General features: G+C 43.2%; 24 protein-coding genes and 3 tRNA genes. 7 read left to right on the top strand and 20 right to left on the bottom strand.

What is annotated here, in order from left to right; genetic code table 11:
• Nucleotides 1-104: 104 nt before the first annotated feature.
• The 3 genes from G3RUM_RS01365 to G3RUM_RS01355 all read right to left on the bottom strand — a co-directional run bounded on the left by G3RUM_RS01365 (nucleotide 105) and on the right by G3RUM_RS01355 (nucleotide 4,482).
• Nucleotides 105-2,390, bottom strand: coding sequence for an HAD-IC family P-type ATPase (locus G3RUM_RS01365; protein ID WP_129734643.1), 2,286 nt, complete (start codon nucleotides 2,388-2,390; stop codon nucleotides 105-107).
• Nucleotides 2,391-2,398: 8 nt separating this feature from the next.
• Complete coding sequence (locus G3RUM_RS01360) at nucleotides 2,399-3,472, bottom strand: lipid II:glycine glycyltransferase FemX (RefSeq protein ID WP_129734641.1); 1,074 nt, start codon at nucleotides 3,470-3,472, stop codon at nucleotides 2,399-2,401.
• Nucleotides 3,473-3,549: 77 nt separating this feature from the next.
• Nucleotides 3,550-4,482, bottom strand: coding sequence for a lipid II:glycine glycyltransferase FemX (locus G3RUM_RS01355; RefSeq protein ID WP_164998328.1), 933 nt, complete (start codon nucleotides 4,480-4,482; stop codon nucleotides 3,550-3,552).
• Between the two features lie 428 nt (nucleotides 4,483-4,910).
• Between G3RUM_RS01355 and G3RUM_RS01350 the strand changes: the two genes are divergently transcribed.
• On the top strand, nucleotides 4,911-5,117 hold the full coding sequence (locus G3RUM_RS01350; protein WP_129734637.1) for a hypothetical protein: 207 nt from the start codon (nucleotides 4,911-4,913) through the stop codon (nucleotides 5,115-5,117).
• Between the two features lie 87 nt (nucleotides 5,118-5,204).
• Entirely contained in the window at nucleotides 5,205-5,480 is a 276-nt protein-coding gene (locus G3RUM_RS01345; protein WP_129734635.1) for a hypothetical protein, read from the top strand.
• Between the two features lie 65 nt (nucleotides 5,481-5,545).
• Here the strand turns inward: G3RUM_RS01345 and G3RUM_RS03865 are convergent, their stop codons facing one another.
• Both G3RUM_RS03865 and G3RUM_RS03860 read right to left on the bottom strand, forming a co-directional pair.
• Nucleotides 5,546-5,974 carry a hypothetical protein gene (locus tag G3RUM_RS03865; RefSeq protein ID WP_206660889.1) on the bottom strand — a complete coding sequence of 143 codons (429 nt, stop codon included), beginning with the start codon at nucleotides 5,972-5,974 and terminating at the stop codon, nucleotides 5,546-5,548.
• Between the two features lie 30 nt (nucleotides 5,975-6,004).
• Nucleotides 6,005-6,391 carry a BRO-N domain-containing protein gene (locus G3RUM_RS03860; RefSeq protein WP_206660888.1) on the bottom strand — a complete coding sequence of 129 codons (387 nt, stop codon included), beginning with the start codon at nucleotides 6,389-6,391 and terminating at the stop codon, nucleotides 6,005-6,007.
• Nucleotides 6,392-6,591: 200 nt separating this feature from the next.
• Here G3RUM_RS03860 and G3RUM_RS01335 point away from each other — a divergent pair, with 200 nt between their 5' ends.
• Nucleotides 6,592-7,398, top strand: coding sequence for a hypothetical protein (locus G3RUM_RS01335; RefSeq protein ID WP_129734633.1), 807 nt, complete (start codon nucleotides 6,592-6,594; stop codon nucleotides 7,396-7,398).
• Nucleotides 7,399-7,454: 56 nt separating this feature from the next.
• Here the strand turns inward: G3RUM_RS01335 and G3RUM_RS01330 are convergent, their stop codons facing one another.
• The gene (locus tag G3RUM_RS01330) at nucleotides 7,455-10,256 is read right to left on the bottom strand and encodes a valine--tRNA ligase (protein WP_129734631.1); all 2,802 of its coding nucleotides are present in this window, start codon (nucleotides 10,254-10,256) and stop codon (nucleotides 7,455-7,457) included.
• A 202-nt stretch (nucleotides 10,257-10,458) separates the two neighbouring features.
• On the opposite strand from G3RUM_RS01330, the gene G3RUM_RS03800 reads away from it, so the two are divergent.
• Nucleotides 10,459-10,596: a hypothetical protein gene (locus tag G3RUM_RS03800; protein ID WP_164998327.1), complete on the top strand. Its 138-nt coding sequence runs from the start codon at nucleotides 10,459-10,461 to the stop codon at nucleotides 10,594-10,596.
• Nucleotides 10,597-10,656: 60 nt separating this feature from the next.
• On the opposite strand, the gene G3RUM_RS01325 is transcribed toward G3RUM_RS03800, so the two are convergent.
• The 5 genes from G3RUM_RS01325 to G3RUM_RS01305 all read right to left on the bottom strand — a co-directional run bounded on the left by G3RUM_RS01325 (nucleotide 10,657) and on the right by G3RUM_RS01305 (nucleotide 12,869).
• Nucleotides 10,657-11,100: a TM2 domain-containing protein gene (locus G3RUM_RS01325; RefSeq protein WP_129734629.1), complete on the bottom strand. Its 444-nt coding sequence runs from the start codon at nucleotides 11,098-11,100 to the stop codon at nucleotides 10,657-10,659.
• 44 nt (nucleotides 11,101-11,144) lie between these two features.
• On the bottom strand, nucleotides 11,145-11,519 hold the full coding sequence (locus G3RUM_RS01320; RefSeq protein WP_129734627.1) for an HIT family protein: 375 nt from the start codon (nucleotides 11,517-11,519) through the stop codon (nucleotides 11,145-11,147).
• A complete protein-coding gene (locus G3RUM_RS01315; protein ID WP_129734625.1) occupies nucleotides 11,512-11,991 on the bottom strand; it encodes a phosphatase PAP2 family protein in 480 nt (159 codons plus the stop codon). Before G3RUM_RS01315 ends, G3RUM_RS01320 begins: the two co-directional genes overlap by 8 nt.
• Nucleotides 11,992-12,083: 92 nt before the next feature.
• A tRNA-Arg gene (locus tag G3RUM_RS01310) sits at nucleotides 12,084-12,160 on the bottom strand.
• A 142-nt stretch (nucleotides 12,161-12,302) separates the two neighbouring features.
• Nucleotides 12,303-12,869, bottom strand: a complete 567-nt coding sequence (locus G3RUM_RS01305; protein WP_129734623.1) for a DUF6512 family protein — start codon at nucleotides 12,867-12,869, stop codon at nucleotides 12,303-12,305.
• Between the two features lie 82 nt (nucleotides 12,870-12,951).
• On the opposite strand from G3RUM_RS01305, the gene G3RUM_RS01300 reads away from it, so the two are divergent.
• Nucleotides 12,952-13,041, top strand: a tRNA-Ser gene (locus tag G3RUM_RS01300).
• Nucleotides 13,042-13,141: 100 nt separating this feature from the next.
• Nucleotides 13,142-14,251, top strand: a complete 1,110-nt coding sequence (locus G3RUM_RS01295; protein ID WP_129734621.1) for a Fic family protein — start codon at nucleotides 13,142-13,144, stop codon at nucleotides 14,249-14,251.
• 139 nt (nucleotides 14,252-14,390) lie between these two features.
• Here the strand turns inward: G3RUM_RS01295 and G3RUM_RS01290 are convergent, their stop codons facing one another.
• The 4 genes from G3RUM_RS01290 to G3RUM_RS01275 all read right to left on the bottom strand — a co-directional run bounded on the left by G3RUM_RS01290 (nucleotide 14,391) and on the right by G3RUM_RS01275 (nucleotide 20,453).
• Nucleotides 14,391-15,236, bottom strand: coding sequence for a hypothetical protein (locus G3RUM_RS01290; protein ID WP_129734619.1), 846 nt, complete (start codon nucleotides 15,234-15,236; stop codon nucleotides 14,391-14,393).
• An 83-nt stretch (nucleotides 15,237-15,319) separates the two neighbouring features.
• Complete coding sequence (locus G3RUM_RS01285; RefSeq protein ID WP_129734617.1) at nucleotides 15,320-15,907, bottom strand: hypothetical protein; 588 nt, start codon at nucleotides 15,905-15,907, stop codon at nucleotides 15,320-15,322.
• Nucleotides 15,908-16,015: 108 nt separating this feature from the next.
• A complete protein-coding gene (locus tag G3RUM_RS01280; protein WP_129734615.1) occupies nucleotides 16,016-19,357 on the bottom strand; it encodes a TrbL/VirB6 family protein in 3,342 nt (1,113 codons plus the stop codon).
• Nucleotides 19,347-20,453, bottom strand: coding sequence for a hypothetical protein (locus G3RUM_RS01275; RefSeq protein WP_129734613.1), 1,107 nt, complete (start codon nucleotides 20,451-20,453; stop codon nucleotides 19,347-19,349). Before G3RUM_RS01275 ends, G3RUM_RS01280 begins: the two co-directional genes overlap by 11 nt.
• 83 nt (nucleotides 20,454-20,536) lie before the next feature.
• On the opposite strand from G3RUM_RS01275, the gene G3RUM_RS01270 reads away from it, so the two are divergent.
• Nucleotides 20,537-21,283 (top strand): Mur ligase family protein, encoded by a 747-nt coding sequence (locus G3RUM_RS01270; RefSeq protein ID WP_129734611.1) that lies wholly within the window; start codon nucleotides 20,537-20,539, stop codon nucleotides 21,281-21,283.
• On the opposite strand, the gene G3RUM_RS01265 is transcribed toward G3RUM_RS01270, so the two are convergent.
• The 5 genes from G3RUM_RS01265 to G3RUM_RS01245 form a co-directional block, all read right to left on the bottom strand.
• Nucleotides 21,267-22,511: a UDP-N-acetylmuramoyl-L-alanyl-D-glutamate--2,6-diaminopimelate ligase gene (locus G3RUM_RS01265; RefSeq protein WP_129734609.1), complete on the bottom strand. Its 1,245-nt coding sequence runs from the start codon at nucleotides 22,509-22,511 to the stop codon at nucleotides 21,267-21,269. The genes G3RUM_RS01270 and G3RUM_RS01265 overlap by 17 nt on opposite strands.
• Before the next feature lie 16 nt (nucleotides 22,512-22,527).
• Entirely contained in the window at nucleotides 22,528-23,760 is a 1,233-nt protein-coding gene (locus tag G3RUM_RS01260) for an ABC transporter permease (protein WP_129734607.1), read from the bottom strand.
• Nucleotides 23,760-24,578 carry an ABC transporter ATP-binding protein gene (locus G3RUM_RS01255; RefSeq protein WP_129734605.1) on the bottom strand — a complete coding sequence of 273 codons (819 nt, stop codon included), beginning with the start codon at nucleotides 24,576-24,578 and terminating at the stop codon, nucleotides 23,760-23,762. Before G3RUM_RS01255 ends, G3RUM_RS01260 begins: the two co-directional genes overlap by 1 nt.
• Nucleotides 24,579-24,597: 19 nt before the next feature.
• Nucleotides 24,598-24,687: transfer RNA gene (locus G3RUM_RS01250), tRNA-Ser, on the bottom strand.
• A 29-nt stretch (nucleotides 24,688-24,716) separates the two neighbouring features.
• Nucleotides 24,717-25,916 (bottom strand): class I SAM-dependent RNA methyltransferase, encoded by a 1,200-nt coding sequence (locus tag G3RUM_RS01245; RefSeq protein ID WP_129734603.1) that lies wholly within the window; start codon nucleotides 25,914-25,916, stop codon nucleotides 24,717-24,719.
• Nucleotides 25,917-25,921 lie beyond the last annotated feature (5 nt).

The raw sequence follows: 25,921 nt of genomic DNA, 5'->3' as shown, positions 1-25,921 counted from the left end.
TCCTTGCGTTTTTGCCCGCCGGCAAATTTTGGTGAGGAATAAAAATCCGGTGAGGATTTCGGACCTCGGCATAATATTAGCATATTTGTGCTGATTTGTCAATGTTAGAGGTTGAGGTGGGGGCTAGCGTTAAAAATGCGTGTAGTGATTTTTTGCATAATACGGCGCATAAGTTCGAAAACAACTAAGCCGGCAGCAATGATGGCGGCCATGACGATAAGATTAGCTGGAGTGAGAAAAATAAATTCGAAGAAGTCACGAATGAGAGGGATGACGAAGGCGGCAGCCATAATACCAATAATAGAGATAAGGAGGCCAGCGCGGAGCTTATTGAGAGGCTTGGAAATCCAGTAAATAAGGACCAGGTCAATAGTAAAAGTAACGAAGACAGAGATGGTGGTGAGTTCGGGATGGGAGAAACCCTGGAGATGGGAGACGATAGAGAGAGCGGCCATACAGAAAGAAACGGTAAGACCAATTGGGAAGGAATAAGTAAGAATGTTTTTAGTGAAGTTGTTTTTGATGCGATCGGTGTTGTGTTCTAGGGAGAGGACGAGACCTGGGAAGCCAATGCAGGCAAAGTTCAGTAGTGACATTTCGATAGGAGTGAAGGGATATTGCATGGGGAGGAAGACGAAGATGACGGCGAGGATAGAAGCATAGACGGTTTTGGCAAGGAAAAGGGCCGTGGAACGCTCTAGGTTATTGATAGACTGGCGGCCTTCAGCAATGATACTGGGTACAGCGGCAAAGTCAGAGCCAAGCAGTACGAGTTTGGCGCTGCGACGAGCAGCATCGGAACCTTCGCCAATAGCAATGGAACAATCCGCCTCTTTCATGGCGAGAATGTCATTGACGCCGTCGCCGGTCATAGCAACAGTCCTGCCCTGTTTTTTGAGAGCTAAGATGAGGGATTTTTTCTGGGCAGGTTTGACACGAGTAAAAATATTATAATCTTTGACTAATTTTTCGTAGTTGATATTTTTGAGGGTAGAAAGGTCTACAGCTGAAGTGTTGGAAAGGCCAACGGTGTTGGCGATGTTCTGAACGGTGGATAGATTATCGCCAGAGATGATTTTAACGGCAACGTCATTTTCGTTGAAGAAGTCAATGATTTTATGGGCATCGCGGCGGATTTCATCTTCCAATAAGGCAAAACCAATAAGCGTTTCTTTGTCGGCAGATTTTTTTATAACGGATATAATGCGATAATTGTTTGGCAATTTCCTTTCTTGGGCAAGAAAATCGGGATTTTGGGTGATAAACTCCATGGCTCCCATGAGATAGGTGGCGCTTCTAGTAACGATACCGGAGTACTTACGGTCAGAGGAAAAGGGGATGATTTCGACAACTTGCTCTGTGGGCTTAAATTTGGCCGTTTGAGGCAGTTTTGCCTTCAAAGCGGTGCTGGTGGCGTTGTCGGCAGGAACTTGGCTTAAAATAGCCATAAGCGTGCTTTCAAGCGATTTTTGAGACTGACCTTTAGCTGGTATGAGTTCTTTGACTTTCATACGGCCAGTAGTGAGGGTGCCGGTTTTGTCTAAACAGATACAATCTACGCGAGCGAGAGTCTCGATAGAATAAAGATCTTGGACGAGTACCTGTTTGCGGCCAAGGCGAACAGTAGCAAGTGCAAGCACGCTAGAGGTAAGAAGAATCAACCCTTCGGGGATCATATTGATTAGGGCGGCAACGGTAGAAGTGACGGCGACTTCAGTAGTAGTGCCAGGAACACGAAAACGAGCCCAAAGCAAAAGCAGGCCGATAGGTATAAGCGCAAAAGAAATATATTTGACGATGTTGTTCATGATAGTGAACAACTTGGATTTGGTTGGCTTGATGGCGTGGGCAGTGGTTTCTAGTTTGGTAATAAAGCTGTCAGCAACAGAGACGGAGGCGACGGCCTGACAGGTGCCAGAAACTACAAAACTACCAGAAGTCAATTTATCACCAGGGTGTTTGACGATATTGTCTGATTCCCCAGTGATGAAAGATTCATTAACTTCTACAGTTCCCTCTTTGACGGTAGAATCAACGAGAATTTGGTCACCCAGGGCAAGGATGATGACGTCGCCTTTTTGAATATCTTCAGGATTAATTTCATAACTTTTGCCGTTTTGCAAAATCGTGGGGTGTTTTTCGGAAATAAGGCGCATTTTATCGATAATTTTCTTGGCACGGATTTCGTTGACAATGCTGATTAGGGTATTGGCGACAGCAATAAAAATAAAAAGAAGATTTTTGTACGAACCAACCGCAAAAATCATAACAGCAAGGATAATATTGACAAGATTGAAGATGGTAAAAGTGTTACGGGCAATAATTTGGCCAATAGAGTGGTTTTGTCTGGTTTTGGTAGTTTTTTTGCGCGTAAGACCAGGTAAATTCATGGATATGATTATAGCACGATGTGAGCTTTGCGAAGTTTGGAGAGAAGAGAGTGGAGGTAATAGAGAGGACTAAGAGGTAGTTCGTAAGAGCCAAGTAGCTCTACAACGTGACCACCGAAACCTTTTTTGAACTCATAAATGCCGTAATCTTTGGCGTTGGGATCTGGCAAACCTTGGATGCCGTAGAAATTGTATTTTTTGTAACCGTGCTCGGCGGCATATTTGATCATGTGCCATTGAATAGCATACTGGGCGTTGTATTCGCGCATGTATTTTTCGTCGCTACCAGAGAAGAGGTAGATAACCTCGTCGCCATAAGTCATAAACATAGCGGCCGAGAGAGGCGTTAGCTTATCTCCTATTTTGGCCTCTGCCACCATGAACTTAACTTCACCTCTATCGTGGAAGAGATCATACATCTGTTGATAATAAGCGAGCGGGCGGTCAGTAAAATGACGGCGTTCAGAGGTGGCTTTGGTGATTTGCTTGAGCTTATCTAGCTCTTCCCTTTCAAGTTCACGAACTTTGACGCCCATTTTTTCGGCTTTGCGGACATGGTTTCTAGTATTTCGTTTAAAGCTCATAAGGAGTTCGTCGGGAGTGCGGTCGTTAATATCCAAGACGAAGAGATATTTGGGTTGGCTAGAGGTAGGAAGAGAGCAAAAGCCAAGAGTTTTGAGATTAGCAACAGCTTTTTGATGGTCAAAACCATTTTCTACTAGCTCGCCATTGCGGTCACGCTCGATCAGCTCGTAGTAAGGATCAATGTGAAAAACGTAGCCATTATGGTGCTTCATATAATTTTTGAGGTTTTTAGTGAAAAAGCTTAAGAGCCCGAAGTCTTCATAGTCTACCAAAGGCCCACCAGGCGCATAAAAAGTAGCTTTGCCAAGAAAAGTAGGCTTGGCTACCACTAGAGTGGCGGCTATTATTTTGCGGTCTTTTTTGACACCAAAATAGTACGGAACCCAGCTATTTTGTTCCCTTAAGTGGGCGATTTCGGGGGTTTGCATGAAGGATTTTTCGGGATGCTGATCAGCAAACTGACGAAATTCTTCCTCCGATAGCGTGACAAAATCCATGAGTTTATTATAACATAAAGATTTTGCAGATAAGATATGCTATTTTATTAGATTCGTTTGGGTTCGTTTAGGATTATTTAGGCTCGGCGGAGAAGACGATTAAGTTTGCGGAAAAGTTGATAAAAGTGGTATTTGGTGGGGTTGATAATGATATCGTAAGTACCGGCATAGTCGACTTCTTGCCCAGCAAAGGTCTTTTTGAAATTAGTGAAACCGGCCCAGGGGTGACTTGAGGGAGCGTTTTCGGGAGCGATACCCCAGAAATCGAAAGTTTTGAGGTTTTTGGCTTTGGCGTCTAGGATTAATTGAACGGTAAGGATACCGGTAGCATGGAGTTTACGACCAGTAGCGTTTTGGGCGCCTTGAAGGTTGTAGCGGGTATGAGTGTCATCAAAAACGAGGCCAGCGGCAATGATTTCTTTACTGTTAGTGTCAGGATTTTGATATTTGACCAGATAGAGAGTGGCGAACGGTTGCTCCAGTTCGGTTTGCAAATATTTTTCGGAGAAAGTATTAATTCCCTTCTCGCTAGCGAGAGCTTTTTGGAGAGCGAGCAGATACTTGATGTCCTGAGGGTCGTGGGAGGTCTCAATAGTAATTCCCTTTTGACTGGCGTTTTTATGATAGCGAAGTAGTCTGCTTGGGAGTTTTTGCTTTAACTCTGTATCGTCCCCTGTTAAATCTAGCGTCCAGGTTTCCTTAGGGTTGAGATCGGTGGACTTTTTGATATTTTTGGGAGCATAAGAGAGGAAATCTGAGTCCTGAGGTTCGATTCTGATAAAAATGGCGTTGTGATCTTGAGCGAGAGCCTGGAGTGATTTTAGAGCCTTATCAAAGCCATGTTTGCTATCAGTAACAGGACCATAAGGTAAGTAAAAATAGTTCCCTACTAAGGCCTTTTTGAGGATAGCTAGATACTGATAATCCGCAGTTTTTTCAAAAAAATTGGCTTCACCAAGGTCATTTTGGAGATTTTGCCATTCTTTGGATTGCGTAATCGGAATATTCATAGTTCTATTATACATCAAAATACTTCACACCTCTTGGAACACGTGATTTTTTTTGACTGCTTAAGCGTTTTATTTTGTGCTTATGCAAAACTTCCGGCCTAAGTTTAGTCGGTTGCTAAAATAATCACCGAATTCTCCCAACTGCGTGTGAGGTCGCCAGTTGTTAGTTTGATTTTAGCGGAAGCGGAATGGTTTGTCAACCCGGGTTGCCAAGGCTTTCGGTTGCTAGGCATAAGGGGAATATTCAGAAAGTGCTTGCGGTTTCTGTGGAAAAAGGTGGGGAATTGCTGTGTATATTTTGGTTTACAGCCTCTCTTGGGGCGCGTCCAGCCGGCCCGTCGCCACGGGCGGCTGGCGCTATTTCTCGCCTTACCAGGCTCCGAACCCCCTTCGAGAGGCTGCAAACCAAAATATGCTATAATTAAGCCATGGCTTATATAAGGAAGTTCAAGACGACTTCAGGGGCGACGGGGGTACAGGTGTGCTACAAAGAGCAGGGAAAAGTAGTGCGGACGGTGCACGTAGGGTCGGCCATGTCTGAAGCGGCTCTAGAGAGACTGATACGTGAAGCACAGGGAATTATAGACGGGGACAAAAAACCACTGTTTGATTTGAAAAAATTTGATAAAAAATAGTTTATGGTTATATAACTCTTGCAAAAGTGTAAATATTGTGATAAAATATAAAAATTGCACTTTACAATATTTTAAGGGGGAATTAACATGAATCCTGTTATCGATCTTACTGGTTTCACGCTGTCTGCCGGCAACGGCAGATGCGAGATTGGTTTTACCGGCGATTACACGCCTGACGACCAGCTCGTAAGCACTATCCAGAAAAAGATCCAGGAAGAAGACCAGTTCGACGTTGAGCTGCGCGCAGACAAAAAGAAAGGGTTGCTGGTATTAATTATCGGTGTGGCCGCACAGGCCGTAGATTTACTCTTGTCTTTTATCCTGCGGACAATTCGCGAAACTGGTTACGGCGTCGCTGCATAGCGGCGCTTTTGCTTGAAAAATAAAATGGCTGGGGTCGACCGGATTTTTGTGGCTATTTTGTTATATTAGTTCAGATAATTTTCTTTTGAGATGACTGAAGCACCGAGCTGCTCTTCGGCAGATTCCCTAGCGCTTTTTACTACTTTGCCAGCACTTTTGGTGTCACGCTTTAGCTCGTCTAAGCCATAGCTATTGTTCTTTTGATGCAACTCTGCAGCCGTAGCTTCCACAAGATTAGTGAGGGCAAGCTCCATGTTGGACATAGAGTCTCGGAGATTTTGAGGTTTAGATAGATTTTTATAATCTTTGTATTCTCTAGCGGTAAAACCAAAACCGGTTTTATAGATTTCGTTTGTGAGAATAGCATAATCTTTACCGTTTTTGGCTCCACGATTATCCCACTCCTCGGTAAGACGATGCCTGGCGGCGACGCCGCGCTCGCGTTGTTCTATCCAAGACTTTGAGTAACCTTTTTGCTTATATAAGTCATGCATCCGCTTAGCGGCTAGTTCTGGGTTGGATATTTATGCGATGCGTTCACTGCCGACCCTCGCTAACCAACGCTTAAAAGGCTCGGCCTTGGGCGAGGGAATAGATTCGATGATACGGAGAATTCCTTCGGTGTCGGCGACGTCGGTGGTATATTTTTTACCGTCCGTCGACTGCAATTTCAGTTGTCGACAATTTGTCGACAACTCAACTTTTTCTTCTTTACTAGCACGTTGTTTTAACCTATACCAGTAATCACGTGGTTTGTTACTATCGGTAAGAGCCCCGACGACATCGATGACAGAAAAAAGCCATTTTTTGTGGTCGTCGTCCCAGACTTTGCGGATTTCTTTTTCTTCGAAAAGTGCTATTTTGTTGAAATTTTGCGGCGTAGAACCTCCATTTGGATTAATAATAAACACTCTTCCTCCGTTAGAGATATTATATCCTGTTTTTGGGAAATGTGGTATACTGGAAGTGCGAAATCATGATTGTTCATTTTTCTTATGAAGAATAAAATGCGGCTATTTACGCTGAGCGTTCTTCATAAGGACAATCATGGTTTCGCGACTAAGTAAATAGTCGCATTTTTGTTTAGGTGCGGCGGAAAGAGAGGAAAAATATGAGCGGGGAAAAATTGGGCGAGAATAGCAATGAAGATGCAGCACGCGCATCAGCGTGGGATATGTTAACTAAACTGAACCAAGAGGACCCGGACGAGCCAAGCGAACCCCCAGTAGGGCCTTCTAGGGAGTTCAAAAAAGAATCGCAGGCGTACCGGGAGATTGGTGAAGAGTTTATCCCGAAAATGAGTGAAAGGGCAAGAGAAGTAACTGGCGTGCGAGATGGACAGGATTTGGGCGAAATGCTACAAGAAAAGGCGTCGTGGGAAAGGCAAATTGATAGAGGCGTGAGCGATCTAGGAAGGGAAATTCCGTTTGTGGACAGAGTCTTAGAAGAACAGGCCAGAAACAGCGAAAGAGACCCGATAACTGGCGAGCAAATAGAAGATACAGTCTTTGCAAAAATAGAGGAACCAGGGTTAAGGGCTCGGACGAGGGAAGGATTTCTTAACTGGCAAAGTGACGATGTGCGTTCATTTGCGCGCGAAAGCTTAGATGCTTTGATATATCTGGCGGCTGGAGCAGAAGCCCCAGTAGTGGACCCAAATGAGAGAACGAGGAAGGCACTGGAAGATAGCGTAACCGCTAGGTTTATGGAACAAGTGCGCGGAGACGAAGAGAGATTTGGAGAGCTAAAGGCAACACCAACTTACAAAACGGTGGAGAGAATGGTAAGAATTTGGAAAGATAATAAAGAGGGAAGATACGAACCGGTCGGTGGGGAAAATACGACATGGGACGCGCGAGTAGCAACAAAGCTCTACGATGAGGTAGATAGAAAGTTGTCTAACACTGGTAAAGAATAGCACTGTAAATATTTCAAAATAGCCCCTCCTAGGGGCTATTTTGATGACATGGTTCATTAGATGAGGTTGAGCTGGGTTTTGAGGCGGGAGATGAGAGATTCTTTCTCTCTGATCTGATCCTCAGTTTCTTTGACGAGATGCTCGGGGGCTTTTTCCATGTAATTAGGGTTGGCCATACGAGCATTTAAAGCGTCTAGCTCGCGGCCGACAGAGAGGATTTTCTCAGTGAGAGCGTCTTTATACTCCGTAACAATCTTTTCAGGAACATCTAGATAGAGTTCGTGATTAGCTAGAGCGAGGCGTAGACCTCGTGGGTGGCCGTCTAGGCCGTTGATAGCCGGTACCTTAGTGAGGGCCTGAATGAGAAGCAGGTTGTCCTCTACGAGGCTGTCATTGTCGTACAATAGACTATATTTTTTGCTGTTATTGGTGCCTGGAAGGGCCGCACAGGTGCCTCTGACTTCGGACACGACTGATATGAGGCTTTCAAACTCAGCAGCGCTGATAGAGTCATATTTGAGCTTGGCGGGCCAATTGGTAGTGGCGATAAAGCCTTCTGTCCAAGAAAGATTTTGCCAAATGGCCTCAGTAACGAATGGCGCAAAGGGATGAAGAGCAATTAAAATAGTCTCTAGAGTTTTCTTAAGAAGGTCGACGTTTTTGAAGATTTTTTGACTCTCTAAGAACCAGTCAGCATATTTGTCCCAGATAGTTTGATAGAGAACTTCGACAGCTTCGGCAAAACGGTAAGTTTTGATTGAGTTTTCAGCCTGGCTAAGGCACGCGTTGATTTCGCGACAGATCCAGTCTTCGCCCATGTTATCCGTAGTATACGAGCTTAAAATAGCTCTTTCTCGGGGCGCGTCCGAAACCCCTGTCGCCACAGGGGTTTCGGCGCTAATGCTCGCCTTGCCAGGCTCCGCACCCCCTTCGACAGAGCTATTTCTAAGCTCGTCGTTTTCATCTACAATAGACTGGACTAATCTAGAAATGTTCCAGAGTTTGTTACAAAGGTTGCGGCCGGCGATGACGGAATTTTCGGAGAAAGCTTGGTTCATACCGGCAGAACGTCCCCTTAAAATACCGAGACGGAAAGCGTCAGAGCCGTATTTAGCTACTAAATCCATTGGGTTAATGACATTACCTTTGGACTTGCTCATCTTTTGACCATGGGCATCAAGCAAAAGCCCATGGAGATAGACTTCTTTAAATGGGACTTCATCAGTAACATAAAGCCCCATCATAATCATCCGAGCGACCCAAGCAAAGAGGATGTCGGCGCCAGTTTCCATGACGTTAAGAGGATAATAAGGATTGAAATTGTCTTCCGACCAATTAGTACAAACGATTGGCCAATGGGAGCTGGAGAACCAAGTGTCAAAAGTATCCTCGTCGCGGACATAGGTGACGCCGTTTCTCTCAATTTCCTTGAGATGAGTGCGGCGGTCAAAAATCCAGTCGGGCTCGTCGGTGGCAGTATCAGTAACACGGCGGAACATAGGAATAGCAATCCCCCAAGGAATTTGACGAGAGATATTCCAGTCCTTAAGATTTTTCAGGTAATTAATGAGAACTTTTTGTTTGCTTTCTGGGTGGAATTTGATTTCGTTGTGCTCTAGGTGCTTGATGGCAGTGGCGGCGAGCTTTTCAACATCCACGAACCACTGTTCCTTGAGAGTAGGCTCAAGAACCGTTCCACATTTGTAGCAGTGAGCAACGGAATGGACAAGCTGTTTTTCGCCTCTGAAGAGGTCTGCAGCTTTGAGATCTTTAAGAACTTGTTTGCGACATTCAGCAGTGGTGAGACCGTAGTATTTTTCCGGGACGCCCACCATGGTGCCATCTTCGGCAATAACTTTGATACGGGGCAGATTGTGGCGCTCACCAACTTCGAAATCGTCAAAATCGTGAGCAGGGGTAATTTTGACAGCGCCGGTGCCGTATTCTGGATCAGCATGCTCATCGGCGATAACGGGAATTTCGCGGTCAGTAAGAGGAAGGTGTACGGTTTTACCGATGAGATTTTTGTAACGTTGGTCCTCAGGATTGACTGCTACGGCAGCATCGCCAAAGAGAGTTTCCGGACGAGTAGTAGAAACGATGATTTCGCCGCCATTGTAAGTGTAGGCGATGTCCCAAAGGGTGCCTTTTTCGTCTTTATGTTCCACCTCTATGTCAGCGAAAGCGGTCTGATGTTTGGGGCAGAAGTTGACCAATTTTTCGCCACGGTAGATTAGCCCGTCGTTCCACATTTTTTCAAAAGTAGTATAGACACGGTCGATAACATCTTCGTCTAAGGTAAAAGTGAGGTCGCCCCAAGAGCAGGAAGCGCCAAGAGCGCGAAGTTGGAGCTCCATGTTGCCGCGCTGTTCGGCCACAAAATTCCAGACGCGCGAATAAAGCTCGTCACGACTGTATTCAAAACGGGTATGACCTTGTTTTTCGAGATTTTTTTCGTAAACAACCCAGGTTTCGAATCCGGCATGGTCGGCGCCAGGGATGTACCAAGTGGATTTGCCTTTCAGGCGATAGTAGCGAGTGAGAGAATCTTCGAGAGCAATAGTGAGGCCGTGGCCGATATGTAGATTGCCGTTGGCGTTGGGTGGAGGCATGACGATAGAATAAGAGGAGCGGTCAACGAATTCATCTTCCTCGGACGCGCTCAAGGGCGCTCGCCCAAGCTTACGGTCCTCGGAAGATGATTCGCCTGGCCGCTTCGCAAGTCGATCATCTACGCCGTCGCCGTCGTTATCTACCGGGACGGTAGGGACAGGTGGGGCAAAGATGCCGCTGGCTTCCCAAGCACCGTAAATGTCACTTTCATATTCTCCTGGTTCGTAACTACTCGCAAATTTCATATCTTAATAATAGCATATATCTTGAAAATATGATAAAATTATGGTGGAGGTTTGATTTTGAGGCTCTAAAAATATTTGAGGGGGAATAAAAATGACAGAGCGTTTTATTTCGGTGGAAGAAAATGGCGCAGCAGGAGCGCAGCGCAAAGCGGGAATATTAATAGAGTAAGGTTATGCCATCATATCTATTATACATACGCAAGTGCCGCAAGCCGGGTCCACATCTACGCCGTATGCGCGCAACTATGGCAAAATGGAAAAAGGATATTCCATCTTGGCTGATGATAAGGGATATCCTGACGGTGTGACGCCGACTATTCCAGAAATAATTGAGTGCTAACCTCTTAGCCCCGCTTTGATAGCGGGGCTTTTACTTGAGTTTAATTTATTTTGAAGGAAATTATTTAGTGTAGTTGCCGGCGGCATCAAAGGTGATTTCTTCGACGCTACCATAAGCACTGCCATAAGCTTTGGTCAAAGCAATAATCCAGTCAACCAACTCCCAGATGCCTAGGGTTAACCAGCTAAAGAGGAGTTTGCAAATACCGACGCCGATTTGACCACGCAAGAATCGGTCTACACCCAAGCCGCCAAAGAGGAAAGTGCCAACCCAAACAAAAAGATGTTTGTTAATCTTTTTACCGCCACCGCCATCTTCCTGGTAAATACCACTAGTAGGATTAGCCTTTTTGATGATGTAATTTTTGCCGTCCTGATAAACGTTGACAGTATCGTTTTCGCGCGGATCGGGATAAGCGATACTGCTAATTGGGACAGTGATAACTTTGCCATCGTTGGTGCCAATCTTTACTTCTGAACTATCGATTTTGAGAATTTGTGCCATATTGCTCCTTATTTTTTATATAATAACACGTATTTTGAGAATATTTAAAGGGCCAGCTTAGCGCGCAAAACTTCGAATTCTTCGGGGGTAGTTTCGATTTCGCGGCCGTGGAACCAGGTTTCATCAAAAGGCTCAAGATGGACGTGAGCGTGAGGAACGTCGGTGCCAACGACCTTCCAGAGAGTACGTTTACCTAGGACTTTTTCCATGTGTTTGGATAACTTCTTAACGGTAGCCATGAGCGCTTGGTAATCTGCATCGGGAAGGTCATAGATTTTGTCAACTTCTTTTTTGGGTATTACCAGAGTGTGACCGGGAGTTTCGGGGTGGATATCAAGAAAGGCAAAAGTTTTATCGTCTTCGTAAATTTTGTAGCAAGGGATTTCACCCTGGATAATTTTAGTAAAAATACTAGCCATTTTTCTTTCTCCTGATAATTAAATAATAAATAGCAGCAAAAATAACGGCAAAAATGAGGCCGCCAATTACGTCGGAGGCCCAGTGCATATTGGCAAGAACGCGACCGACACAAACAAGAACTAGGAAAGCTAGCATAAATAAGTCGAGCACGACACAGGCAAATTTAGATTTGATGTACCTTGGCAAAACAATGGCGGTGAGAAAAAAGATAGTGGCTACAACCATGGTATGAGTGGAAGGGAAGGATGGCTCACCAGAGCCGTTGGGGCGGGTGTTAAGGACAAGGAATTTATCAAAAATAACATAAGTAGCCGCCATGAGGGCAAGAGGAACGAGCATGGCGAGCAGGGGCTTGTCTACTTTTTTGAGAGATTTGCGTTTGATCCATTGGCAGAGCCCAAGGATGGCAAAAACGCCAAGCGTGGCAAGCGCCGTAATCAGAATGATATCAGTGACTTTGGACCATTGCATAGATTAATTATAACATGGTGAGTAATAGAAAAACGCGAGACACAAAAATAAGACTCCTTAGAGTCTTCTTCATTTTGGTATGCTTCCATTTTTGGTATGCCCGACAGGATTCGAACCTACGACCTTTTGCTCCGCAAGCAAACGCTCTATCCAGCTGAGCTACGGGCACACACTTGTGTGGTGCATTGTGCGACCTTTAGGGGCGGACAACACATATGTGGATGTTTTTGACGACATCCACCTAGAAATTAAATGAGCATCACCATAGAGGTGACGGTTTTATTATAACATAATTTTGAAAAATGTGTGAATTATTTTTTATGTTTCTTTTTTAGGTTTTTGAAGAAATTACGGTGGGCGCGAAAGCCATATTTGCCAGTGATGGGATCCTTGAAAATGGGGGCTTTAAGCGGAGCGAGCGTGAGGGTCATATAACAGCCGAAAAAGACAAAGAGGCCAATGCAAGAAAGGTAAGTGAAGATGTGCCACATAGGATTTAGACTAATGATGGCATAGAAGGTGGCTTGGCTGAGAATAATAGCGGCAAAGAAAATAGTGATATCTAAGGGGAGGATAGACTTTTTGGTAAATTTCCGATAGATATAAAAAGCGACGGGGATGAAGATAACGAGCACGAGCAGGCTAACAAGTTTGGCACAGAAATAATTGGCGTTTTCGCCATAGTAATAACCGTCGTAGAGGGCCCAGAGCAGGGAAGGAGTGATGGCGATTTTGATATGCTCCCAAACGGACTCATTGACGGCGGCGAAAAGGCCGATTGGGCGTTGCTCGCCGGTGAGGTCATAGAGAAAATGAGCAAGAGTGCCAGTAGCAGAGATAGCAATGATACTTAACCACATGATGAGAGTATTGTCCATAGCTATTATTATAGCATAAGTGTTTTGTGGGGCACTGCTTGCGCGCTTGTAGATTGGGGTAAATTATGGTATGATGAGAAGCGGAAGCGTGGCCGAGTGGTTGAAGGCGCACGACTCGAAATCGTGTGGGCGGGTGACCGTCTCGGAGGTTCGAATCCTCTCGCTTCCGCCATAGTTTGGAATAGCCGAAAGGCTATTTTTTCTTGCCGATAAGCGCGATGCGCAAATATACATATTTACAACTATAAATTTTTTTATTATAATTTTATAGTATGAATGTTTTCAACCCGGAAAAACCGAATAATAATTTGCCGCTCCTACCTCCTAATTTTGATTTCAAAGATACCGACGTTCTGCTTGCAACTATTGAAGTCGCAAAATCAGTTTCGCAGTTAAGAACGCGGCTGACTATGAGCAAACGGTCGGTTGCAAATACATTAGATTTATTATCACCTCTTTTCGTTCCTGAAGCGGTGGCTAGCTCAGGAGTAGAGAATATTATTACGACAAATGATAGTGTTTATTCTGCTAAACTTAAGGAAGATCATGACTTGAGCCCGGCAGAAAAAGAAACTATGAGATATACTGATGCCTTGATGCTTGGCGCGAAAATTCTTTCGAAAAAAGGCTTTCTGGCTACGAATGATTATATTGCGATACAAGCCATGCTGGAACCAGACAAGCGTGGCATACGGAATTTGCCAGGAACACAATTAAAGAATCCGGAAACCGGTAGAGTATACTATACTCCACCAGTTGGCGAGAAACTTATACGTGATAAATTGGCTAATCTTGAAAAATATTACAATGAAGATGCCCCCACGGCAGAAATATATGCGAGGATGGCCGTAATACATTATCAACTTGAAGCAATACACCCATTCTTTGATGGCAATGGAAGAACGGGCAGAATATTGATGCCATTATACTTAACATTGCAAGGAGAATTGCCGGTCCCGGTTTTGTTTATAAGTCAATATATCCTAAAGAACAAAGATAGCTATTATAAAAATCTCCGTGCCGTGACTGAGAGAGGAGAGTGGAAACCGTGGGTCATGTATATTTTGGACGCTACAAGAAGTCAAGCTGATTATACTACTAATGTATTAAATAGGATACAGACTAACTTAAGCAGAGTAAAAAACATCTTGAAGGATCAACATAAGAATATGTATTCTTCAGAACTTGTAGACTTTTTGTTTTCTAGGGCATATTTTACAGAAAAAGAGTTTGAGAAAGAATTGAGAATTAGTTTTCCAACAGCTAGAAAATATTTAGCAAGGTTAGAAGAAGAGAAGATAGTAAAAAGGAAAAAACAAACTGGGCGCAACCGCTACCTGTATATTAATTTGCATTACACGAATATTTTACTAAGCGCATAGTACTATAAAAAAAATGGTAAAACTTTTATAGTAAAATAAAAAAAATGGTAAAACTTTTATAGTCCTAGCTCTAGGTGGTCAACAACAATGCTAGCATTTTAGCATTATAGTTCGAACTTCGTCCAGACGTCCTCGCCAATTACGCATTTTTAATGCAGATGCGTTTTTTTGTTTTTTGTGGGATTGGTGGATCTAATGCCATGGTCTTTACAAATGGTAATGTAAAATTTATTTCATATTGCTTGTTTGGTTCGCACTCTGTTAACCAATTTGTTATATTGGCACAATTATCAAGAGTGTCTACGTTTTTTGGGTTACTGGACTTTTGCTTTAAATATAATCCTATATAAAGCGATTCTATCCCAGCAAAAGTATCGACAATATTTGGTAGTTTTAGAGTTGCTATGGTCGAGAAGAATGCGCCATTTCCGTAACATAGACATAAGAAAATTGAGAAATCTGAAATTGAGGGAACATAGTTCTTATCTAATATGGCTTTTTGTATTTCTGGAATTTTATCGGTCAGACCGGGATAGTCTATAGAACAGAACATTGCAAGGATTCTTTTTGCAATGCAAAATGGCCTTACCTCTTTTATGCCAAATTTTAACCATTTTCCGCTTAACTCATTTTTGGTCTGGATTTCACCGCTATCTATTAATTTCTTGATTTCATCATCAACCCCGATATTGAGTGCCTTATAAAATTTGCTAAATTCTTTATCGTACCACCTACCAAGTTTGTTGTTGCACTTACTGCAAATAGTCCGTGTAGCAGTTCCGTTTTGTTTAATTTCCCCATATGCTTTTTCTGGATTAGTGATTAGATCTGATGTATTATACAATTGCATTTTCTCTCCGCCACCAGCAGACCTAGGGATAACATGCTCTAAAGAAAGTGGGCCAGATTCTCCGCAAATACGGCATCTACCGACTTTTTCTTTGGTCGACAGAATAGAGAGGTCTGAATAATTGGCTGCGGGCATATGCCTTTATTGTAACATTCCATTAGTAGGTTACGGTAAAGATAGCACTGTTGACTTTAGTTATGGTGCCCGTCATAAAACCCTTAGATCACCAACTCGGATATGTTAAATCTTTTGCCCGTTCTACAATGATCAAAGAATTTTTGATCGTTGATGCCGAATGCCGGCTTGGTGTATCCATATAATGAGAATTTGTCGGTACTTAGATTCTTTGGTAGCGTTCCAAATTCGGTACTAATCCTGCACCATGTTCGGAAAAAGTCCTTCAGCAAAGCCATTTCAGAACCGTAGACATGAATGCCGTGAGCCTCTGAACTTTTGCCAAACATTGGCTCAAACCAAAAGTATTTGCTATCCTGCTGATAGGTAGCAATGGAATGCGAAGGGCAACTATTGTCGGAGAGGCAATAATATAGAAAGAAAGTCTTAGGATGGCAACCGTTTTGCTGTAGAAATTCGCGATGCAGTTCGGTTTGGTCCCAACAAATACCGATTTTGCTATTCAATAATTGTTCAGGAGGCTGTAGAGTATAGTCCCTGTTATTATTGACGCCAGTGTGCCGCTGGCCATTTTTATCAAGCCAGCCGTATTCTATCTTCTCGCAGAACTCAAACAAATCTTTTATAGTTTCGATTCCGTATTTTTTAAAATTTACAGCACCTGTTGTCATAGATGTATTATATCACTCTGTGATGCGATGATTGGGTTCGTCTCCTGTGTGAGGGCTAGGATTTATGGATCCGTCGCTAGCCCTCGCAGAGGAGGCGAACTAGGTTTGCTAATCCCAGGTTGACGTATCGTCGTCGTATCCGCTGGGCTCTCTGTAATTACTGCGCAGGTTGACGTCCACAGGCTCGATTTGTCTACCGCCGCCTCGGAAGTTTTGTACTACATTAACGGATTGCGGAGTGGCAGAAGTGAGGGCTTTCGCCATTTCGCTGGACATGCCTTGGATGAGAGTACTGGCATCATCTGGCTTCTGCGCGACAGACTTGGCGGCTTCTTTAAATTGCTCTGCAGTCATGCCGCTAATATCCAAGTTATTAGCAGCGGCGCCGAGCATAATTCTTTTATCGTTAGAAATGTTCGGGTTCATAGCAAGCATTTGCTGGGCCATACCTTGATCTAGTACGCCAGACTTAATGAGACCAGATAGGGAATCGCCGGAAAGTTTAGTGACATCTTCTTTCTTGATATCTGTAGCATCCATGTGGCCAGCTTTAGCGTAATCTCCGTAGTTGCCCAGGGAAGAGATTTTATTACCGGATTTGTCTAGGCCACCTTTTTGCATGAAGTCTTTGAGCTCGGCATCAGTAGAAAGGAAACCGCTGCCATACTTTGTGGCCATTTCGCGAAAGACATTAGCCATAGTACCATCGTTTCTAATTTTAATGTTGCCATCGTTGATATGTTTTCGCATAAGATCCGCAATATCTTTTTCTTTGATTTGACCAGAATTTACCATAGCAGCAACCACGGCATTTACGTTGTTGGCACTGCCTGATTTGCCAGCTTTCTCAAGCATATCACCGTAATAGCCTTTAACGTCGCCTCCCTTCTTGGCGATACCAGACACAGCTAAAGCTTGCTCGACGGAGGCTCTAGATTCAACCTCTTCGTCCACAATACCGCTAACGGCTTTGACGCGGGCAGACTGTAAGCCGCCATAGCCTAATGCTCTAGCAAAGCCAGTTTTAGCGAATCTAGATTTTAGCCTACCTTTAGCATTTAATCTGTCATTTCTTCTACTGTAGCCAGCTTTGGACCTGACCGACCGATCTAGACCCTGTTGCTGGACGGCTTTGTAACCTTCGGATTTCCGGATTTTGTCTGTGGCGGCGCCACGGGCAGTGCGGCCGAGGTTGGCAAAAGCGGAACCAATATTTCCCATGGCGGCAAAAGCGCCTTTGAGAACGGTAGGAATGAAGAAGATTGGAATGATGCCGACAACCATAGTGACGAAGCCCATAAAGAAATTGCTATCTGCAAACCCAATTGAAAGCAATAGCCTAGAGACGAAATCTCCACCGCCAACGAGAAGCCCACAAATTGGGTAAACTAACAATAGTCCTTCCCAAAATTTAAGCCATTTGTCAAAGAATTTTTTGGTATTGGGTAATATGTAGCAAACGAATGCCAGTGGAGATATAACCGTTAAGACAATGATGGCAGCTTCGCGCCCCGCCAAGAGAACGAAGAGGAAGAGTATGGCTATAAGCACACCGAGTGCTGAGACGAGAAGCGATAGCAAAAGAGCCGGGTTGTGCCAGATGGCGATGAAGCCGCCAGCCAGAATGGCAACAAGAGCGACTGCCGTAAGTGCCGTGGCGCCAGCGCCTGAACTGGTAACAACTTCTTCGCTATGGGTTGAAGTCACGCCATTATATTCATCTATAAACGTGGCGGCAGATCCACCTGGATCTAGACCATTGAATAGGGACTGGATGCCATTTCCGGCAATATTAGAAATATCTACACAGATTAGGCAAATCAGATAAGAGAGGTTGATTAGCACAGCCGCGACGACTAGTTTGGGCATAATTTTTTTGATGCCATAGTTATCTATGCCGACACCAGTAAGCTGAGAGAAAATTACAAACAAGAAGAGAATAATGAAAACTATGTTTGCCATACTCTGGAAGATGCCCCAGGCATGAAAAGTGCCGACATCTTCATCGTTGGAAAAGAATTTAGAATCGACCTGCAAAAGGGGAGCTACAGCGCTAGAGTAAATGTTTTGCACAGAATCAGAAACCCAATCAAGAATAGGACAGGCGATCCAGCCGAGTGAGCCAGCGCCACCAGAGTTCATACAGGTGTCTTCGGGTTTGGTATCATCGTTGTCTTCTGTCGTAGCCTCACTTGGGAGTTCAGACTCATCCATGCCATCGACTAAACTATTAATGATTGCTACAACTGACGCTAAATCCATAGCACCAACAGTACCATTAGCGGAAAAATGATTACTCCTATCGAATCCATGTATGCCATCAGAGTTCGTAGTATTTTCTTTGTTGACGCCGCAGTCGCCGGCGGTATTTTTGGCTCCAGTGGAAGGATTAACGTTGATGATTATATATTGGCTATTAAGTGAGGGGTTTTCAGATATACCACACTTGTAGTAGTCATCGAGGGATTTGTTTTTATAGAACCAGTTAGTGATTGTGTTTTCATAGTACCAGAGTTTTTCTTGGTCTGTAAACGCAAGACTACCATATAATGCATATGATGGGTTTAAGAATTTTATGGCAGTCACCGCCGCGGATTTACCATCGGAAAAGGTATAGGTAACATCACCATCTGTGCTCTGTGTGTTGTCACTCTTTTCACTGGAAAATCTATAGGTGAATGCATCGCCGCCTTCTGGGCTGTAGAAATCGGAGGACATTGTAGTATTAAGGTCACTTCTGAACTTGTCCCAACTGCCAGAATATGTGACTTTTTCCTCTTTAGTCCATAAGAAGTCTCTAATAGTTAATGTCTTGCCGTTGGCCTGGAACCCTATTGGGGCCATACAAATACCTGAATTATTCCCACAGTCTCTGTTGTTTGTTTCGACAGATAACTCCCCGTTAGACAAACATACTTTATCGGTATACGACTCGCCGTCGCCAGACGGGTCATTGTTAGTGTAAACGTAGTACACGCAGTTTTTCGTGCTTGATGTAGAGCCAGCCGAATAGCCCATACCTTTTAATAGGGTTGTTTTTTTCGTATCACTAGTTATATTTTCGGTATATTCTGTTTTTCCAAACATTTTGAATAGCCCATCAAATGATCCCGATTCAGTAAACAAACCAACTGAATCACCCATGAAAAGCCCTTTGCAGCTAATATTGTTATCGTTTATACCCGTAAGACCAGCCGGAAGTGCTATGTATTTTCCATCACTATCCCCTCCTATAATTAATGTTTCAAATTTGTGGAAAGCTGATAGAGCACCAGCGTCTTTATTGATGGCTCCTGTAGTATAGCACCTATATAGCCCCTGTAAAACAGATTTTTCTAAGACGGTTTCCTTGGTGCCGGCAAAAGCAGAGTTGCAAGAAAACAAAAGACCACAAATGGAAAAGATAAAGAAACTTAGCAACAGTTTTATCTTCTTATTTTTATTGTTCATTCTCCTCCGTAACATTTAGTTCTTCATATAATGCCTGGGATAATGAAACTACATCGTTTGTAATGTGATAGTCGATATCGTCGAGGGCGGAGACATAGCTATCTAGAAGAACTTTGTTGCTAGTATATGATTCAGAAAGGGCAGCATAACCTAAGCAGTCTTTTATTATCTCGCTGCCGTTTATGCATCCGGCATTAGTGTATTCACCATATACGTCCGAAATGAGAACTGCAGTTTTAATTTCAAGTTCTATATATTCTCTGATCTGTGAGTACTCAGACGAAGTAATGTTGTTATAGGAATCCTTTGCCATTTCTATCAACTTCTCTCCTCCTTGCGACAGGAAGATCTCCACCATGTTTACTACGCTATATCTATTAAGTTCTGAATAAGTTTTAAGAGTTTCGAGGGCGGAAGTTGCGTTATTAATTAAACCATCAATGATGAGCCCCTCATTGTCTTCTAAGTTTTCATCTTGGCTATCTGAATTTGAATTATTTGATGAATTATTATCACCCTTTTTAATTTCTGCGGAAAACTCATTAAATAAATTGAGTAGATTCGAAAAATAGGCCGTACTTTCATTCTTGTTTGAGTTTAAGTTTTCTAGTATTTTGTCGTTTGACCAGGTATCTATGTTGGGGTTATTTGAGTCATTTTTTTCAAAAAGAAGGTAGTTTGCATAGATATTAAACGAAGTTTTTACATCGGCGGCACTAGAAGATTTAGAACTGGGTTTATGAAAGAGAAGAAAGATACAGGATATGGTTGCGACCAATATTATGGAGGCTGCAACAATAATTATCCATTTTCTAGACTTCTTAGGCTGGGTAGGAGACAAAATTATATCGTTTGTGGCAGGTGTGATTAGTTGAGCAGGGAACTGTGCTGGTTGTTGAAATTGTTGGAAGGGTTGATTGTATGGTTGTGGTTGGGGTGCTAAGCGATTAAGCTGTTGCCCCCCCCCAGTGGTATTAGATGGTGCAAAAGTAGTAGTAGAAACTACCGGTTGTTGTATACCGGGATTATTGGTTGGTTGGGTATTATTAGGATTTATTTGAGACCCACCACCAAGAATTGGTTCACCTTCCTGCATATATGTTTTTATATTATCATAAACAGTTTGGTGGTGGCAAGGGGGAAGTTTGTGATTTTAGGGAAAGGTGATAGAATTAAGGTATGAAAAGGCGCGAGAGAAGTAACCAAGCGAAAAATAAAAAAGGTGGAGTAAAAGCGAGTTCACAGAAAATTAAAGCGAAGCTTTTGAAATCTTATTATGGTAACCCAGCTAAAGATATGAAGCTGATCGCGATTACCGGTACGACCGGTAAGACTGTGGTTGCTCATTATGTACACGAGATTTTGCGCGCAAGCGGGGAACAGGTAGCAGTACTAGCAAGTGACCAACCCTTCAAGATGGGTATGTTGCACAAGTTTTTGAGCGATGCCTGGAAGGCGGGAGCGAATTATGTGATTGTGACGGTACCAGCGGAAGGTCTGCGCGATAATATATTCTATGGTTTGCCGGTAAATGTAGCAGCGATGACCAACTTTGTAACGGCTGGACTACACGATATGGAGCCGGAAGAATACCTAGATAACGAGAAGACGTTGTTTGACATGAAACCGGAAATTGTCGTGCTAAATAGTGACGACATAAACTACGATACGTTTGCAGAGTTTAAGGGAACTAAAGAAACTATTAGCTTCGGGCAAAGTGGTGCGGAAGTAAAGATTTTGAATTCAAAACTTTATCCAAAAGGAACAGAGGCAACATTGTCCATCAAATCTGAAGTAATCTCGGTGGCAACTTTTGTAGCTGGAGAAACGGCAGTATCATATATGGCTTGCGCGACAGCGATTGCGAGTGGGCTAGGGATTTCTACTGACAATATTATTGACGGTATTGCTAACTACGAGCTTTAAGTAGTTTTTGGGCGACTTTGATATCTTCAAAATCATGTGGGCCGTCAGCACGGAGAATGGTTTTTTCATGGCCTTTGCCAAGAATTAGGACAAGGTCACCTTTTTTGGCCATCTTGATAGCTAGTGCGATAGCTTTGCCACGGTCTAGTTCTTTGAATAAATCTTTATCTATGACTTTACCGTGTTTTTCGGCACCTTTAATAAAACCGGCAGCGATAGCTTCGGGATCTTCGTCACGCGAATCGTCTTCGGTAATAATAACAATATCGGAATGTTGAGCTAAAATTGCACCACGAATAGGGCGAGTGGAAGAATCCCGCCGCCCAGCACCACCGTGCACCGAGATGATACGGCCTTTATGGTCTTTGACGGAGTCAAAAACCTTTTCTAGAGCGTCTGGGGCATGAGCGTAATCTACAATAACCGTGAAAGGTTGGCCTTCATCAATAATATTCATGCGACCTTCGACGGCTTCTAGGGATTTGATGCCGTCATGGATTTGTTTGGGGGTGAGACCAAGTTTTTGCCCAACAAGAGCAGCAGCCATGGAATTGTATACGTTGAACTCGCCAGGGATTTTGGTTTCGATATTTATATCACCAAGTGAATATTTGACACCGTTTACTGTTAATTTAAGAGACTCGGCACGATTTTGGCCAGATTTTATACCATAGGTGGTATATTCTTGGGCGAGAGTTTGATAATATTTGGTAGCTGAATCGTCGGCATTCAAGATGCTGAACTTGGCTTTTTTGAATAGTTTACCTTTTGCGGCGCGGTACTTGGTGAGGGTTTTATGATAGTCTAGATGATCGTGGGTGAGATTGGTGAATACGGCAATCTCAATAGGAATACCAAGAGTACGGAATTGGGCTAAGGCATGTGAGGTGACTTCAAGGACAAGAAATTCAGCTCCCTGGTTTTTGATATCAGCAATGCGGCTATTTAGGGTAAAAGCATCTACTGTAGTCATGTGGCCTAGTTCAGGTTTTAGCTTATTGACACCCCAAGCTACGGTGGTCATGAGACCAGTTTTGAAGCCAGCGTGATTTAACATTTGCCAGACCATAAAAGCGGTAGTAGTTTTACCATTGGTACCAGTAATACCGATAACGCGAAGATTTTTCCCGGGGAAATGATATTTAACCCCAGCAATAGCAGATTGTGCGAAATGATAGGGGAGCACCGCTTGGTTGTAAAAGGGTAATTTTTCTAAGAGTTGTTTCATGGTTACTATTATATCACTAGCGGTAATGCTTGAGAGATTCGATAGGATCTTTGGAGGCAGCTTTGAGAGCCGGGTAAATACCGAAGATGATACCGACTATGAGTGTGGTAAGGAAGGTAATGGCAAGAATTTCCCAACTAATAAACGGAGCGAAAGGAGTAATAATAGAAAGGAGGAAAGCTAAAATGTAGCCGAGAATTAAGCCAAAAATGCCACCGAGAACAGAGAGGATGAGGGCTTCAAAGAGAAATTGCATCAAGATATTGCGAGATGAGGCGCCAACGGCTTTGCGGATACCGATCTCGTGAGTACGTTCTGCTACGGATACCAACATGATATTCATCACACCAATCCCACCGACTACGAGCGAAATAGCAGCAACGATTGCCAACATACCGGATACGATGACAAAAAGGGAACTAGAAGGGTGAGTGATGTCATCGCCGTAGGTAACAGTGAAGTTTTCGTCACCAGATTTGCTATTTTTGAGCGTAGTCTGGATATTGTCTGAAATGGCAGCTAAGCTGTCGGTGTTAGTGGCTTTGATATTAATCTGTTGAATCTGAGTAGAGCCGATTAGTTTGTCTAGGGTGCCGATATCCATGATGAGTGCGTTATCGAAATCGACATTGTCGAAGTTAATCGACTTATCAATTTGGTCAAGTACGCCTACAACCATGAATTTTTCACCCATAATAGTGATAGTTTTGCCGACTGTACTATTAATAGTATTAAAGAGAGCTAAAGATAAGGTATGCCCGAGTACGACACCGTTAGTTTTGTTGTTATCGGTGAAGAAAGTACCGTAACGTAAAGCGAGCGGCTCAATTTTTTCAAAATCTGGAGTAGTACCTAGAATCGGTACGGAAGAAAAGTTATTCTTTTCTGAATCTATAGTATTAGTAGATAGCGCAATTGGTGCGACAGCAGAAATGTTTTCTATTTCGGAAATGGTCGAGACATCAGAGAGAGACAAGCTGGATTGCTGGAAAGTATTAGCTGAAGTAAGCTCTTCGATGATATTAGTGAGAGAATTTTTAGCGGAGCTAGGTCGCACTACAATGAGGTCTGAGCCGATTTCGCTAACTTCTGATTTGATCAAGTTAGAGATACTGCCCATAAGAGAAAGAATCAAGATGATACTAGCTACACCAATTGCAATACCAAGACAAGTTAAGAATGAACGAGTGCGATTTTCTTTGATGGAGGTTTTAGCAAGCTTAAAATGAGTTTTGAGAAGTAAAGCCATTATTTTTTTCTCCGGGATTTTTTACGTTTGCGTTTTTTGGCTGGTTCGATTTTGCCTAAGATGACCTCTGGTTTTTGCTTACGTTTTTTGATTTTGACGTCAATCGGTTGAGGAAGATCTTGGTCAGCGACGGTTTTGGTGTCGGTATCAATGTGGCCATCCAGCATATTAATGACACGTGTAGCATAAGTAGTAAGGGCAGGGTTGTGCGTCACCATAATGATGGTATTACCTTCGGCATGGATAGCTTTTAGCTCTTCCATAACAGTATGAGAAGAACGAGAATCAAGATTACCGGTAGGCTCATCTGCCAGGATAATTTCGGGGTTACCAACAATGGCACGAGCAATAGCTACACGCTGTTGTTGGCCACCAGAAAGTTGGTATGGTAGATAATACTCACGCTCTTGGAGGTTAAACCTCTTAAGAGCCGAAGAAGCATTTTTGAGTCGGGCAGTTTTGGAATATCCAGTATAAACTAGTGGCAGAGCTACGTTTTCGATAATTGGCAAGTCTTCGATAAGATTGAAGTTCTGAAAAATGAAGCCGATTTTTTTGGCACGAAGACGAGCCTGGCGACGAGCAGAAATACCAGCAACATCTTCACCGTTGAGGAAATATTCGCCGCGAGTAGCGCGATCCAATAGACCAATGATATTAAGCAGGGTAGTTTTGCCACAACCAGAAGGGCCCATAATCATAATAAATTCGCCCCGTTTGATTGTAAGATCAAAATCTTTGAGGGCGAAAGATTCGGTATCGCCGTAGCCATACCGTTTAGTTAAACCTTTTAATTCTATGACAATATTCTCACTCACCTTCTGCTCCAAAATTTTATGGCGGAAAGGACAAGATTCGAACTTGCGGAACCCTTGCGAGTTCACACGCTTTCCAAGCGTGCGCCTTAAACCACTCGGCCACCTTTCCGTCTAGACTTAGTTTAGCATGTTTTGGGGTTATTTTAAAGATAGAATTACGAGATTTTCGATGTGTGGAGTACGAGGAAAAAAGTTAAAAGTCTTGATATCTTCAATTTGGTATTTGTCTAGTAACATCTTAGTATCGCGAGCCTGGGTAGCAGGGTTACAAGATAAGTAGATGATTTTTGGTGGAGCAGCCTCAAGTAGCTTATTGATTAATTTGACGTCGCAACCGGCGCGAGGAGGATCAAGGATGACGGTTTGGTTGGAATCAATAAAGTCTAGCGCATCTTCCGATTTGGCTAGGATTGGCTTAGGCAAGGTAATATTACTTCCGAGGGAGCGTTCCGAAGAAGTAGTATCACCTTGCTCGATAGAACAATTTCTTTCTAATTCTTTATAGGCGCTCTTATCAACTTCAACCAAAACCAAGCGCTTGCCTCGGGCGACGGAAAGACCGATGGTGCCTACACCAGAGTAAAGGTCTAAGACGTTGTCGGTATTAGTGTGTTTTTGAATTTCTTGAAGGGCAAGCTCATAAACTGGGAGGTTGATTTGAAAGAATCCATTGGGCGAATAAGAATAAGTACGGCCTAGGATTTTATCGGTAAGATTTTTAAAAACTGGGTGAGGTTGGTGATTTTCATATAAACCACCAGAAACTTCACCTTGTTGATTGCATCTCAATAAAAGCGACTGATAGCGGCGAGCTTCCTCGTGTGCGGAATTTAATTTATCTACAATAGCCTTTGCAGCAGAAAATATCTCGGGCCGTTCAATGGAAGAAGTTTGGATTGGGGTTTTACGATGAGATCCGCGAGCATGGAAAGCTAACTCAATTCTGTTTGATTCATTATTCCAATAAAGGGCATACTCCATTTTGTTGCGGTAATAGTATGGTTGGTTGTCTGTAAAGATTTTTGGCTGATCAATATCAATATGGTGTTCATGAAAGACTTCAACGACTAGTTCGGCTTTGAGCTGGTTTTCGTAATTCCAATCAAAGATTTGCCAGGGAGAAGTAGAGAGAAAACAATCATCTTTGGGGTCTACGCGATATTTGGACCGGTGATCTATTTTGGTAGCAACAGCTTCAAGATAGTGTGATTTTTGTTTGGTAATATCATACTCAGTAACAACTTCGCCAGGTAGAGCATTCCAAAAGAAAACTTTACGGCCATCTTCATGCGTACCTAAACCAAAGCCACCCGGGATAATCTTTTCGACTTTAATCATACGGT

It is taken from the genome of Candidatus Nanosyncoccus alces, from assembly GCF_004138395.1.
Taxonomy (GTDB): domain Bacteria; phylum Patescibacteriota; class Saccharimonadia; order Saccharimonadales; family Saccharimonadaceae; genus Nanosyncoccus; species Nanosyncoccus alces.
This window is presented reverse-complemented; position numbering and strand designations above follow the sequence as displayed.

What these genes read in the sequence shown, in the direction of transcription:
- G3RUM_RS01365 (WP_129734643.1), bottom strand. Translation starts at nt 2,390, where the DNA reads ATGAATTTACCTGGTCTTACGCGCAAAAAAACTACCAAAACCAGACAA.
- G3RUM_RS01360 (WP_129734641.1), bottom strand. Translation starts at nt 3,472, where the DNA reads ATGGATTTTGTCACGCTATCGGAGGAAGAATTTCGTCAGTTTGCTGAT.
- G3RUM_RS01355 (WP_164998328.1), bottom strand. Translation starts at nt 4,482, where the DNA reads ATGAATATTCCGATTACGCAATCCAAAGAATGGCAAAATCTCCAAAAT.
- G3RUM_RS01350 (WP_129734637.1), top strand. Translation starts at nt 4,911, where the DNA reads ATGGCTTATATAAGGAAGTTCAAGACGACTTCAGGGGCGACGGGGGTA.
- G3RUM_RS01345 (WP_129734635.1), top strand. Translation starts at nt 5,205, where the DNA reads ATGAATCCTGTTATCGATCTTACTGGTTTCACGCTGTCTGCCGGCAAC.
- G3RUM_RS03865 (WP_206660889.1), bottom strand. Translation starts at nt 5,974, where the DNA reads ATGCATGACTTATATAAGCAAAAAGGTTACTCAAAGTCTTGGATAGAA.
- G3RUM_RS01335 (WP_129734633.1), top strand. Translation starts at nt 6,592, where the DNA reads ATGAGCGGGGAAAAATTGGGCGAGAATAGCAATGAAGATGCAGCACGC.
- G3RUM_RS01330 (WP_129734631.1), bottom strand. Translation starts at nt 10,256, where the DNA reads ATGAAATTTGCGAGTAGTTACGAACCAGGAGAATATGAAAGTGACATT.
- G3RUM_RS01325 (WP_129734629.1), bottom strand. Translation starts at nt 11,100, where the DNA reads ATGGCACAAATTCTCAAAATCGATAGTTCAGAAGTAAAGATTGGCACC.
- G3RUM_RS01320 (WP_129734627.1), bottom strand. Translation starts at nt 11,519, where the DNA reads ATGGCTAGTATTTTTACTAAAATTATCCAGGGTGAAATCCCTTGCTAC.
- G3RUM_RS01315 (WP_129734625.1), bottom strand. Translation starts at nt 11,991, where the DNA reads ATGCAATGGTCCAAAGTCACTGATATCATTCTGATTACGGCGCTTGCC.
- G3RUM_RS01305 (WP_129734623.1), bottom strand. Translation starts at nt 12,869, where the DNA reads ATGGACAATACTCTCATCATGTGGTTAAGTATCATTGCTATCTCTGCT.
- G3RUM_RS01295 (WP_129734621.1), top strand. Translation starts at nt 13,142, where the DNA reads ATGAATGTTTTCAACCCGGAAAAACCGAATAATAATTTGCCGCTCCTA.
- G3RUM_RS01290 (WP_129734619.1), bottom strand. Translation starts at nt 15,236, where the DNA reads ATGCCCGCAGCCAATTATTCAGACCTCTCTATTCTGTCGACCAAAGAA.
- G3RUM_RS01285 (WP_129734617.1), bottom strand. Translation starts at nt 15,907, where the DNA reads ATGACAACAGGTGCTGTAAATTTTAAAAAATACGGAATCGAAACTATA.
- G3RUM_RS01280 (WP_129734615.1), bottom strand. Translation starts at nt 19,357, where the DNA reads ATGAACAATAAAAATAAGAAGATAAAACTGTTGCTAAGTTTCTTTATC.
- G3RUM_RS01275 (WP_129734613.1), bottom strand. Translation starts at nt 20,453, where the DNA reads ATGCAGGAAGGTGAACCAATTCTTGGTGGTGGGTCTCAAATAAATCCT.
- G3RUM_RS01270 (WP_129734611.1), top strand. Translation starts at nt 20,537, where the DNA reads ATGAAAAGGCGCGAGAGAAGTAACCAAGCGAAAAATAAAAAAGGTGGA.
- G3RUM_RS01265 (WP_129734609.1), bottom strand. Translation starts at nt 22,511, where the DNA reads ATGAAACAACTCTTAGAAAAATTACCCTTTTACAACCAAGCGGTGCTC.
- G3RUM_RS01260 (WP_129734607.1), bottom strand. Translation starts at nt 23,760, where the DNA reads ATGGCTTTACTTCTCAAAACTCATTTTAAGCTTGCTAAAACCTCCATC.
- G3RUM_RS01245 (WP_129734603.1), bottom strand. Translation starts at nt 25,916, where the DNA reads ATGATTAAAGTCGAAAAGATTATCCCGGGTGGCTTTGGTTTAGGTACG.